The sequence below is a fragment of the Devosia elaeis genome (assembly GCF_001650025.1).
Classification (GTDB): domain Bacteria; phylum Pseudomonadota; class Alphaproteobacteria; order Rhizobiales; family Devosiaceae; genus Devosia; species Devosia elaeis.
Map to the genome: position 1 here is coordinate 1 of NZ_LVVY01000121.1, position 12293 is coordinate 12293.

The window sequence follows — 12293 nt, forward strand, 5'->3', positions numbered from 1 at the left end:
TAAGACTGAAACCGGACCACCCTATGGGGTCAGGCCACAATGCTTGCCTCCAGGTCGGTTTCCGTGAGGGGACGGCTGGAAAGCCTCGCAGCGCGTCGCGCATCTGCGACGATCTTCGCAAGCGTCGCTTGTGTCGTGCCCCCGAGACGCGCCGCATACCTATGAAGGTCGATGTCGGCTAGATCCTGCCCCAAGCAATAGCGCAGGACGGCAAGCCGTTCGTTCAGTGTGGGAAGGGTCACGTGCAGATGGGTTTCCAGCCGGCCCGCGCGTAGCAACGCCGGGTCCAACAGGTCCGGTCGGTTGCACATGCCCATGACTAGGACGCCCTCGCGACCGTTTATGCCATCGAGCTGTTCGAGCACCGCGTTCACCGCCGTGTTCCACCAGGTATAGTTGGCGCCGGCGCCACGTGACGGGAGCGCGTCGCATTCATCGATCACGAGCAGGGCCGGTGCGCGGCTGCGTGCCTGGTCAAAGGTATCGCGCACTGCCTTGCAGAAGTCGCCGAGATCGCCGTCCCTGAACGTCATCCATTGAGCAACGGACGTCGGAATGAACTCGACGCCCAGGTAATGGGCGACAGCTTCGGCTGCTCTTGTCTTGCCGCACCCCGGAGGACCCGAAAGCAGCACACCCTTGGAGCATTGCGACCACGGAATGGTGCCATCGCGGAATGCATGCAAGTCCTCGGCGGCAGCCATCGACCAAGCGATCAGCGGAGCCATTCCGTGCAAGTGCTCGAGGCTGATGGCGGGTGTCGTGCGAGGCGATGCGCTGCCGCGCAGGATCATCGCGACATGAGCCGCCGAGACATCTGACCTGCCGAACGCCAACTCAAGGTGGCGCGGTTCGAGATGACCCGGATTTTCGACTGGCGGTGGGGTGTCTGCCCCGGTGTAGAACCGAAGGCAATCGTCGATGACATCCCGGGTAATTTCGACAGCCAGCGTAACTTCGAAAAACTGGTAGATGAGGGTTTGAGGAACGACATCCTCTACGCCTTCGGCAACCGCAACGATGGGGGCCCGCGCTCGCATCGCACTAAGCATGTTCCGCTCGCGCAGGTGGTCACGTTCGGCGCTGTCCTTGGCTTTGGGAGCAAGAAGGAGCGTCAGTCCGGGTGTCCAGGTGGCGGTATCTGCCAAACCGCCTTCCGCATCCGCATCCGCACTGTTACCCGGTGACCCGAGAGCCTTGATCAACAGTTGAGCTACCGGAGTAACCCAGGCGGGACCGGGGACCTTGACCATCGTGGCAGCGCTCGTGCCAATGGCCTCCAAAGCCTCGATATGCTGCAACGCCCGCGCCAGAGCAAAGGCAGCGGCGGCACTTCCGGGGACAATCCGATCGGCAGTCGGGGCGGTATGGACCGTGTCGTCCAGGTCGTCCGTGCCCATGGCGGCCATCAACAGACGAGTTTGCAGAACGTCTAGATGCATGAATTCACGCGCTGCCGTTTGTCGGCCGCGCCCTATGGTGGACTCTGTGCGGAGGAAGCGACGGAAACGGGAGTTTGTGACGCGATGGGTTTCCCCGTCGCGTCCGGCACGTCTCCGTCGCCGGATTGCGCCTGCTAGCGCCGAGCCCTTCGGCCGGTTGTGCCTGCGTCGGTTCTGCCGCCGAGTGTAACGTGCATCATCACTTTCCCTCTCCATCAGGGTTGCTGCGCATCCAATGCGACCTGACGGGTCCGTCCACCCATCGCTCGCAGCCAGACGTTTGATCGCTGGCCTCAGCCAAGAATGCATAAAGGCATGTATCTGACAATACAGAATGTTATCCGATTTTGGGTAACGGACGGAACGGATAGTACGGGAAGGATTGATATTGCATTCCTTCAGTGTGGAATCGAATAGCTAATCTATCCTTTCCGCACCGGAACTATCCTTTATTGATTCGGATGGTGACCTAGGCGGAGAATTATTCTTGTCTTCAAGCTATTTGCTTGCAGATTAGAATCGGATTTAGTGACGGCCAATCGGCAAATAACGCCGAACTACCGTTACCAATCCGGGTCGTTGCCAGTGCCGTTGCCCAACTTCGATTTCGATGAAAAGCTCCTGCAACAGGGGCAAGAGATATCGCTCAAGCTCGACCGCCTCCGCCGGGAAAAATTTCCGCCGGACGCCAAGAAATCGCTGCGTACTTTCACGATGTCGGAAGTTTCGTATTTCCTCGGCGTGACGCCCGGCTACCTCAAGAAGCTGGACTTGCAAGCTAGAGGGCCGAAGCCGCAATTGGGTGGCGGCGGAAGGCGATATTACTCCGCCGAGCAGATGCAGGAGTTGCGGGTCTTCTTGGATCGGAGTCGGCGCGGCAGCTCGAAACCATATTTGGTTCACAGGCAGGCGAGCGAGAAGCTTCAGGTTATCGCCGTCGTCAATTTCAAGGGAGGCAGCGGCAAAACCACCACTGCGGCCCATCTCGCACAGTACCTGGCCCTACGCGGACACCGGGTATTGGCGGTTGACCTCGATCCGCAAGGCTCTTTGTCGGCCCTGTACGGATATCAGCCGGAATTCGACGGAAACAGGTCGATGTATGATGCCATTCGGTATGACGGTAAGCGTGTACCTCTGGCCGACATCCTGGCGCCGACGAATTTCCTCGGTCTCGACGTCGTACCTGCCAATCTCGAGCTTCAGGAGTTCGAATACGACACTCCGATCGCCATGCAATCCGGCACCGACGGCAAGCGCTTCTACATGCGCTTCGGAGGGGCGTTGAAGGAGGTGCAGGATCGCTACGATATCGTAGTCGTGGATTGCCCGCCCCACTTGGGATATCTGACGCTATCCGCCATGACGGCCGCGACGGCGGTACTGGTAACGGTGCATCCCCAGATGCTCGACTTGATGTCCATGAGCCAGTTCCTGCAGATGCTGGGCAGCTTGGCCCGAACCGTGAAGAGTGCCGGCGGCGACCTCAGCATGGATTGGCTGCGGTACCTGATCACCCGGTACGAACCGACCGACATACCGCAGAGCCAGATGTTGGCGTTCATGCAGTCGATGCTGGCGGACGACATCCTTCCCGTACAGATGCTCAAGTCCACGGCCATTTCGGATGCGGGCCTAACGAAGCAGACGCTCTACGAGATCGATCGTGCTGCTTTCGGTCGCGAAACCTACGATCGGGCCATCGCGTCCGTAAACGGCGTCAATGGCGCGATCCTCGACCTCGTTCATGCGGCGTGGGGGAGAGCATGACTTTCACCGCGGTAAAAACGATAGATTTCTTGCGCATTTTCAGTGCCTTGATCGGACACGACGATGGCTAGGAGAAACCCGTTCGTCACTCTTATGGAACCATCGACTGCCGGTGGACGGAGCCAGACATCCGAGATTCGGCCCGCGTATGCGGCAGGAGCTTCACGCGCCATGTTCGAGTCGATTGCGGAATTGCACGATGCTGCTGACCGGCTCACCGCGGGTGAAACCATAGTCGATTTGGATCCTGCTACCCTGGAAGGGTCCTTCGTGAAGGATCGGTTCCATGAAGACCATGAGAGCTATGAAACTCTCCTCGAAGCCATGCGTCACAGCGGACAGCATTCTCCGGTTCTGGTCCGCCCGCATCCCGAAATGGCGGGACGGTTCATGATCGTTTTCGGCCATCGTCGTGTGCGCGCGGCTCGCGAGCTCGGACGACCCGTTCGCGCAGTGATCCGAAAGCTGGAAGATATAGAGCATGTGATTGCTCAAGGGCAGGAGAATGCCGTCCGCGCGAACTTGTCGTTCATCGAGAAGGCTTTCTACGCGGGAGCGCTAACCGCGCAGCGATACGACAATAAGGTGATCATGACCGCGCTGTCGATTACCGCTTCAACGCTATCCGTCCTGCAGTCCGTTGCCGCGCTTCCTCCGGATGTCCTCGAAATGCTGGGCGGCGCCAAGTCGACAGGGAGAAATCGCTGGTATGAACTCAAGCGGTTACTGGACCGGCCCGCGCTGCTCAAACTGGCGCGCGAACTGGTGCAAGATGCGGACCTCCTCAAGCTGGCGCCGGACCAGCGTTTCGAAGCGGTCCTGAAAGCGCTCAAGCAATCGCGGCGCAAGCCGTCAACTCCCGCAGCCACCAAATCGGCCTGGCAACCGGACTCGAAGGCATTCGCGGCCGAGATAACGGTCGCTCAGCGCCGATTTACCTTGGCCTTGAAAGCGAAACAGGGGAGTGAAGCGGCAGATTTCGGTCGCTACCTGAGCGACCGATTGGAAGGGCTTTATCGCGACTTCCGACAAGAAGAAACTTCGGAAAGGAAGCACAACCGGTAAAAGAAAAAGCCCCCGAAACGGAGTTCCGAAGGCCTTCTCAGGTTGTGGTGACTAGAGAATCGCACTTCCGGATTTCACAGTCAAGCGTCGTTGACGCCATTTCGGCGGGTGGACCTCTTTTGCCAAGCTTTGGGCGAAAGACATGGCACTACCTGAAACGTCGGTTCATGGCCGGCGAACGAACTCGGCTGCTCCGTTGCGGGCGGCCAGCAGAACCGGCTTAAGGTCCGTTACGCCCGAAACGTTGGCGGCAACCCGGTACGCTCGCCAATACGACGGCGCCGTTCGAATAACGCGGACGGCGGCACTTCGCGTGTCAAAGCTGGCTGCTGCCGCGATGGGGCTCAAGAGCGCCAAGATCGCCATGATCGATCAGTTGTTCGCATGTTCCAAGCCAGCCGATTGGCAGGGAGTGGCTCCCCCCATCGTTTGGCCTTCCAATGCCAGGCTGGCGCGTGGCATGGGTGTTTCCGTCAGTACCATGAAACACCACCTCAACGGCTTGGTCCGTGCTGGACTGGTGGCTTACCGGGATGGTTCGACATATCAGAGATCCGGTCGGCGCGACGCAGACGGCAACATCGTCGAGGCGGCAGGCATCGATCTCTCCCCGATAGCCGTCCGTTTCGAGGAGCTGACCGCATTGGTCGACGAGGCTGAACTTGCGGCGAAGCAAGCCCAGCAGCTTGCCCATCGTCGGACGGTTCTCCGCAAACAAGTGAAAGCGGTGATCGATGCTGCAGCGCGGGACGGGCTCTCGGGCGCCTGGCCTTCACTGACGGAGCGCCTGGAAGCCATGAATGCGATGCGGGCATCGGACAACATTGCGCGGTCAGAGTTGATCGGCGGCTATGAGGTGCTGCTCCTCGAAGTCGAGGCGGCGTACGACATGGCCTATCGCGAGGCAAATCCGGTTTCCGCGGTATCGAAAAATGACCCACTAACTTCACTTCAAACTTCAGAACCGGATTCAGGTAATCCGCCCCCGACCGGAGTCAGCGCTCGAGGAATTGGCCGTACCGGCTCCTTCGGCGCGTCGAACGATGCGAGACCTCCCGTTCTCCCGTTCAAGATCAGTGTACCGAGTGACCTGCAGCGCATTTCGCTCGAACTGGTGGCACGAGCCTGCCCGTCATACGGACATATGGCACCGGGCGCCCTCGCAAGCTGGAAAACTTTCAAACAGGCCGCACCGGAAGTTGCCGCAGCACTCGAAATCGATCGCGAGACCTGGGACAGAAGCGTTGCGACACTGGGATGGGAACTGGCAGCCACGGCGCTGGCCGTCACATCAGAAAAGGCACGGAGCGGAAAGGTTTTCCGTCCTACCGCTTATCTTCGAAGTCTGGCGCGCAGGGGAGAGCACGGCGAGCTTCACTTGTCTCGCTCGCTGTTCGGCTTGCTTGAAACACGGATAGCTCCCGACATTCGAGCCGCGCGAGCGGATTTGCCGGCAGCAGAAGCATTTCCCGAGACGGGCTCGATCTATTTCACGAATTGGGCAGAGAAGGTGAGGCGCCACGCGCCCGGACCCACCCCGGATGTCGACTTGGTGGCGGATGCTTTCAGGCGATGGGCTCGTTCAAAGGATATCCGTCTGGATGCGCCCGGCATCGATAAGGTGATGATCGGCTTCTGCCGCAAGTGGCGCTTCGGCACCTTTTGATCTCGGTCTTTCCGAGGTGCCGAAGTGATGTCCCACGCGATCCATAGCAAATTACGCTTTTTCGCCAACAAGTCGGGAATGGTCTTCGAACGGTGCTTGAGCATCGACACGGGGCAGCTCGCATGTATTGTTAGGCGGGGGGACTTTCATGACCGTCAATCAACTTATCTTCTTCGCTAGCGTCACTTGCGTGTTCGCGGCTTTCCTCCTGATGGCCTTGATAATGTGGAGAGCGCACGTCAAGTGGAGCACCCGTTTGAATGCGGAGCAATCAAGACGCCTGGCACTGGAGAGGCGTTTCGCGGCTATAGTGGATGCGGATGCCGAAGCTCTCCGCATCACCCAGGCCGCCAGACATGATGCACACGAGACGACCACAAAGGCCAAGTCCGAGGCGGAAGAACGTGAACGCGCAATGGAGGTGCGGGTCTCAAACCTATCGGCACAGGCTACGGCAATGACCGTCGACCTGGAGAACCTCCGCCGATCCTACGCTGAAAAGAAGACGATCTTCGACCGTCTCGCCGTTGAAGTAGCCGTGTTTGACGAACGTTTGGCCTTCGCGGAAATGGGCGTTTATGAGCCTCACTTCGATTTCGACACCAGCGAGGATTTCAAGTCGGCGATCAACCGTGTCCGCGATCTTCAGAAAGCGATGATCTCGAACAAGACCGCTGTAGTCTGCCCTATCCAGTGGACGGTCGACGGGAGCGCATCAAAAGGGAAGACGATGACCGAGCGGAATGTCCGGTTAACCCTTAGAGCCTTCAATGGCGAATGCGATGCTGCGGTCGCCAACACCCGTTGGAACAATGCCAACGCGATGGAGAAGCGCATCGAAAACGCTCGGAACCAGATCGACAAACATAATGCTTCCAACCGTGTAGAGATCACCGAGCAGTACTTCCGACTTAAGCTGGAAGAGCTCCGCCTTACGCATGAGCTTCGCGAAAAAATCAAGCAGGAGCGGGAAGAGCGTGCGGAGGACGCGAAAGCCGCCCGCGAGGAGCAAAAACTCATACGGGAAATGGAGCGCGCGGAGGAGGACGAGGCGAGGTACCAGCGAATGCTGGATAAAGCCCGCGCGGAAGCTGCGAGCGTTGCCGGACCCAAGCTCGATGCCTACTCGCAGCAGATCGAGATCCTCGAACGTGATCTTGCGGAGGCGCATGCGAAGGTCGAGCGTGCCAGGGCGATGGCCGAGATGACCAGAACGGGTTACGTGTATGTGATTTCGAATGTCGGATCGTTCGGTGCCGATTGCGTCAAGATCGGACTTACCCGGCGTTTGGAGCCGGCCGATCGCATCAGAGAGCTGGGCGACGCCAGCGTGCCTTTCCTGTTCGACACCCACGCCATGATCTATAGCGATGACGCTCCGGCACTCGAGCGTGCTCTGCATGCCGAGTTTGCCGCCCAGCGCATCAACGCCACGAACATGCGCAAGGAATTTTTCCGCGTGTCGATCGAAGAGGTCGAAGCCGCGGTAAAGAGACTTGCACCGGCAGCGGCCTTCTTTCGAGACATCGAAGCACAGGAATACCGGGAGACAATGGCGCTGCGTAACTCCCGGCTCGCCGAGAGGGCCGCTGTAGCGGATCTCGTCTTTCCGAGTGCGATCTGAGAAAGGTCTGCGATGAGCTATCGTCACTTGCCTCTTGCTCAGCTCTTGATCAACTCGGCCAACGACCGGCATGGGGAACTTGAGAACGAGACAGCCGCAATCGCTCAATTGTTTGCCGCGCAAGAACAGCACATGCGCAATCTCGCAAAAGACCTGGTCGTTACGGAAGAGGTGTTCGAACCGCCGCTCGTTTTCCCATCGGGTGAAGCCTTTGTCGTTGCGGATGGTAACCGAAGGACCACCTGCCTGAAGCTGTTGTCCAACCCCCGGCGTGCACCGACCGTTGAGTTGCAGGAGTTCTTCGGCGGCTTGCGCGAGCAATGGCGCGGCAGCTTTCCCGAATCCATCGAATGCCGTGTAGAAACCGATCGGGATCGCATCGACGAGATCCTCTACCGTCGGCACACCGGCGTACAGGGCGGGATCGGGCACCCGTCGCCCCGCCAAATCCAAGCCCTCACCTCCGCCGGCATGGCCTTGTCTCATACCCGACGTCGACTACGGTTTGAGCTGGCCGGCTCACCTGCAGCGGCATCGAGCGATCTGGGAAGAACTCCAGTACGCCCTGAAATTGGACACGCACCCAACGCGATTTCGGTCCTCTTCCGGGTCCTTCTTGAACTCTCGATCGCCAATTACGTCAGCAGAACGGGTCTGTCGTCGGTGCACGAGAACGACAAGCTCTCGAACAAGGCAGGGAAAGTTGCGGCTGATCTGGAGACAAACGGGAAGATCGACGCCAAGTACCGCGGTGTCGTCGGAAAGCTTCAACAAAGCGAGGGGATCATCTCCATCGACACGTTGAACCGCTACGTGCACTCGCCGAACTTCAGCGTATCTCCAGAGCACCTCAAGATGCTCTGGAATACGTTGGCGGACTTCATCGTGCTTTGTCTCGAGGCGTGACGGCACCGCTCGCGGGCCGACAATCATCCCCAAGAATTATGCGCGCTATTCTACGGGGTGCGGACATGGGGTACGTACAGGGGTACGCCGAATCCTTGTGTATGCCGTAACCTGTTGAAAACGCTTATTTAAATTTGTCGGAAGGTAAGTGGTGGAGCTGAGCGGGATCGAACCGCTGACCTCGTCATTGCGAACGACGCGCTCTCCCAACTGAGCTACAGCCCCATTCCGAGGGCGTATATGGACAAAATCGGCGTCGAGGGCAAGGGGGCGAGCGCTTCGATTTGATCGCGCGGGGGCTAGACCAGCTTGTGCTCCAAGGGACTTCCGGCCATCGGAAAGCGCTGGTCGCCGAGCTGATGCTCTGTGCCCGGCTGCTCCGGCCGGAGCTGCGCGGGGCCTGAACCGGGTCAGCCGGATTCACGCAGAAATCATCGGTGCGGATGGGGCCGGCGCGCAATCTGCCTATTTCTTGCCGGTTTGCCCGTGTTAACGTCCGCTTAAGGCCCCGCGCGGCCGCAAGATGGGGCCAAAGATGCAGCTCAAGCCGAATGCCTTCCGCCTGCACGAAACGGTGCGTTCCGTCGAAACCATGAGCCGCTTCGCCCTGGCCGTGCTCGCCCTGGCCTCCGGGGTCTATACCTATCTCGGGGTGCGCGGTCTGCTCGACGGATCGGCGAGCTTCGTGTTCTTCGCCGCCATCATCTATTCGGTGGCGGTCTCGGTCGCCATCTATGCCTTCTGGATCTACATGATGCGCTTCATTCCCCTGGTGGTGAGCGGGGTGCAGCGGATCGGGCTCTTCATCACCATGGCGGTGGGCTGCTGCATGATCATCGCCATGAGCTCCTGGCTCAACGCGGCGGCCCTGGCCGGCTCGGCGGCGCTCGAGCAGCACATGGCGGTGACGCTGCAGGGCTATGCCGAGGATCTCGACAATGCCCATGCCAAGGCGCTGGCGACGCAAAGCCTGTTGCCCGATGTGGAACGCGCCGCCGCGCGCTTTGCCGCCCTGGCCCAGGACGAGCGCGACAGCGGCGCGCTGACCGGCACGCAGGGCGCCGGCAGCGTCGTGCAATTGCTCAGCCAGATGAGCACGCAGATGAACCAGCTTTCCGCCACCATTACCGGTTCGCGCGCCGAAGTAGCGGGTCTGTTCGAGCAGGGCTCGGCCCGCCTCGCCACCATGCGCGAACTGGTGTCCACGCCCGGCGCCATCGAGCCGCGCTCGGATGCGTTTCAGGCCGAGGCGGTGCAGCTCTCGGCCATTATCGCCGCGTTGCAGCAGACCGACGTGGCCGCCTCGGTCAAGCGGGCAGCGACCGACCTTTCGGCCGGCTTCATCGCCCCGGTCGCCGATGGTCGCTCGGCCGATCTCGCCAATCGGCAGGATGCGGTGATGGAAACGGTGCGCGCCTCGGTTGCGGCGCAATCGGCGGCCTTGTCGGATGCGGCCGACGAAATCCTGGCGCAGGAATCGGTGGAGCAGCGCCGCTTCGTGCCCCTGTCCTCGGCCGAGGCGGTCATCCGCTATTGGGGCGATTTCATCCCCTCCTGGGCCGGCGCGATCTCCATCGACCTGTTGCCGGTGGTACTGGTGTTGACGCTGATGGTGGTCAATGACGCCATGCGGCGCGAGGCCGAAACGCTCCAGGAGGCCGAGACCATCACCGCCGCCGAAATGCTGCGGGCCATGGCGCTCTACAAGCGCATGGAGGCCGAGGGCGCGGCGGCGGCCCTGACGCCGGCGGTCGAGGAATGGGAACGGTCCGATCCGGCGCCCGGCGAGGCGGATCGGACGATCGTGGCGGAGGACGACACGGTCACCCCCATCGCTTCGGCGCCCCGCAAACGCGGCGAGGGACCGCGCCCGGCATGAGCAGCCAGGCCGATGTCCGCACCGCGCCCGATGCGCGGCCTTTCCTGGCGAGGCTCGTGTCCCGGCTGGCGCGGATCGAGGACGGCGCCATCCTGCGCTTCGCCTTTTTCGCGCTGCTGGCCGGGACGATCAGCGTGCTCTATGTGGATTTTCGCGCGCTGGACGCCAATGCGCCCGCGGCGCTGACCCATCGGCCGCAGCCCATCCTGCCGCCAGCCAGCACGCCGGATGGCACCGGCGGCGCCCGGCCGGCCGTGACCAGCAGCCCGGACCTGCTGGACGCCCCGCTCGATATCGCGCTGGAAGGCGGAGGCGTGCTGCGCCTCACCGGCACCATCGATCCGGGCGCTGCCGATCGTTTCGCGGCCGAAATCGCGGCGCGGGGCGAATATGTCGAAACCATATTGCTCGATTCGCCCGGCGGCTCGGTCGAGGATGCGCTGGCCATCGGGCGCCTGATCGGGGAAAGCGGGCTCAAGACCAGGGTCGCCGATGGCGGGCTCTGTGCCTCGTCCTGCCCCATCGTCTTTGCTTCGGGCACCGAGCGCCAGGCGGGGCGGGCGGCGGCGATCGGCGTGCACCAGATCTATGCGGCGGCCCTCGGCGCCGACCCGGTCGATGCGCTGGGCGTCGCCGGCATGGCCATGGCCAATGCGCAATCGATGACGGCCGAGATCACGCGGCATCTGGGCCTGTCCGGCGTCGATCCTTCGCTATGGCTGCATGCGCTCGAGACGCCGCCGGACCGGCTCTATTATTTCACGCCCGAGGAGATGGACGATCTTCGGCTTGTCACACAATGGGTGGAAAGTTGATGGGCTGAACGGGAACCGGCGGAGGACCGGACCGTTTGGCCGAAAAGGGAGAGGAGGCCCAGATGAGTCAAACGCATATGCTGACCAGTCACAGGGACATCCGCAATTGGGTGGCGGATCGCAAGGGCATGCCGGCGATCGCGCGGGTGCGCAATCGGTTCGGCGAGGAAACGTCCCAGCTCCGGCTGCGATTCGCACGGCAGGACGAGGGGCGGGAAGACAGCGGCATGAGCCCCTGTTCCTGGGCCGCCTGGCTCGCCGAACTCGACCGCCAGCAATTGGCGCTCAGGGTAGAGCCCAGCGGCGAATGCGATCTGGTTGCACGCCAGACCATGAACTGAGCCTGCTGCCCGTTCAGGCGCTTCGGCCGCGCTCCTGCCAGAGGCTGCGCGGCGGCTCCTCGATGAACAGGCTCACCCGGTTCCGCCCTTCGGTCTTGGCCTGGTAGAGCGCCGCATCGGCGCGGCGCAGCAGGTCGGACAATGTATCCCCGGGCCGCAGCGAGGCGATGCCGAAGGAGGCGGTGACGGCGATGGGCACGCCCAGATCGTCGGGCGGCAGGCCGGCAAAGGCGCTGCGCGCCGTCTCGGCATAAAGGCGGCCGGTCATCAGATTAGCGCCCGGCAGGAAGATGGCGAATTCCTCGCCGCCCAGCCGGCCTACAATGCCGCGCTGTTCAGCGCTGTCGCGCAGTGTCCCGGCAAAGAGCTCGATCACCCTGTCGCCGCTGGCATGGCCATAGCTGTCGTTGATGGCCTTGAAGTGATCGAGATCGGCGACGATCATCACGGCGGGCACGCCGGCCAGGGCGGCCCGCATCAGCGCCTTGTTGCCGCGATCCTCGAAGCCCCGGCGGTTGAGGAGGCCGGACAAGGTATCGGTTTCGGAGCGGGCGATCATGTCGGTCATCATGTCGCGCACCATGATCAGCAGCAGGACGAGACCCGTGGACACCAGCAGGATGGCGGCCAGCGATTGCGAATAGGCTGCATAGGTGGTGCCGAGATAGGCTTGGGGCGAGCTGCCCGAGCCGATGGCGAGGGCGAGGAGCGGCTTGCCGAGATAGTGCAACCCCGACACGACCAGGATCACTAGCAGCACCCGGTCGAGCGCCCGCCAATGGCGG

General features: G+C 61.5%; 10 protein-coding genes and 1 tRNA gene. 8 read left to right on the plus strand and 3 right to left on the minus strand.

All coding sequences use genetic code 11. From position 1 onward, the window contains the following. Positions 1-29 precede the first annotated feature (29 nt). Entirely contained in the window at positions 30-1442 is a 1413-nt protein-coding gene (locus A3840_RS15855) for an AAA family ATPase (protein ID WP_067459032.1), read from the minus strand. Between the two features lie 579 nt (positions 1443-2021). Between A3840_RS15855 and repA the strand changes: the two genes are divergently transcribed. From repA to A3840_RS15880, 5 genes are all read left to right on the plus strand, one after another. After that, positions 2022-3212 (plus strand): plasmid partitioning protein RepA, encoded by a 1191-nt coding sequence (repA, locus tag A3840_RS15860; RefSeq protein WP_067459048.1) that lies wholly within the window; start codon positions 2022-2024, stop codon positions 3210-3212. A 63-nt stretch (positions 3213-3275) separates the two neighbouring features. Further along, on the plus strand, positions 3276-4277 hold the full coding sequence (gene repB / locus A3840_RS15865; RefSeq protein ID WP_067459034.1) for a plasmid partitioning protein RepB: 1002 nt from the start codon (positions 3276-3278) through the stop codon (positions 4275-4277). A 142-nt stretch (positions 4278-4419) separates the two neighbouring features. Further along, positions 4420-5943, plus strand: coding sequence for a plasmid replication protein RepC (gene repC / locus A3840_RS15870; RefSeq protein WP_067459036.1), 1524 nt, complete (start codon positions 4420-4422; stop codon positions 5941-5943). 148 nt (positions 5944-6091) lie between these two features. Continuing rightward, positions 6092-7567, plus strand: a complete 1476-nt coding sequence (locus tag A3840_RS15875; protein WP_067459038.1) for an SNIPE associated domain-containing protein — start codon at positions 6092-6094, stop codon at positions 7565-7567. Positions 7568-7579: 12 nt separating this feature from the next. Beyond that, the gene (locus tag A3840_RS15880; RefSeq protein ID WP_067459040.1) at positions 7580-8473 is read left to right on the plus strand and encodes a hypothetical protein; all 894 of its coding nucleotides are present in this window, start codon (positions 7580-7582) and stop codon (positions 8471-8473) included. Positions 8474-8622: 149 nt separating this feature from the next. Here the strand turns inward: A3840_RS15880 and A3840_RS15885 are convergent. Continuing rightward, a tRNA-Ala gene (locus A3840_RS15885) sits at positions 8623-8698 on the minus strand. Between the two features lie 310 nt (positions 8699-9008). On the opposite strand from A3840_RS15885, the gene A3840_RS15890 reads away from it, so the two are divergent. From A3840_RS15890 to A3840_RS15900, 3 genes are all read left to right on the plus strand, one after another. Next, on the plus strand, positions 9009-10352 hold the full coding sequence (locus A3840_RS15890) for a hypothetical protein (protein WP_067459042.1): 1344 nt from the start codon (positions 9009-9011) through the stop codon (positions 10350-10352). Continuing rightward, on the plus strand, positions 10349-11167 hold the full coding sequence (locus A3840_RS15895; protein ID WP_245676648.1) for a COG3904 family protein: 819 nt from the start codon (positions 10349-10351) through the stop codon (positions 11165-11167). The genes A3840_RS15890 and A3840_RS15895 overlap by 4 nt, the downstream gene beginning before the upstream one ends. 62 nt (positions 11168-11229) lie before the next feature. After that, a complete protein-coding gene (locus A3840_RS15900; protein ID WP_131798353.1) occupies positions 11230-11508 on the plus strand; it encodes a hypothetical protein in 279 nt (92 codons plus the stop codon). 13 nt (positions 11509-11521) lie between these two features. On the opposite strand, the gene A3840_RS15905 is transcribed toward A3840_RS15900, so the two are convergent. Next, positions 11522-12293 (minus strand): GGDEF domain-containing protein (locus A3840_RS15905; protein WP_131798354.1); only part of this gene is annotated, 772 nt, incomplete at its 5' end.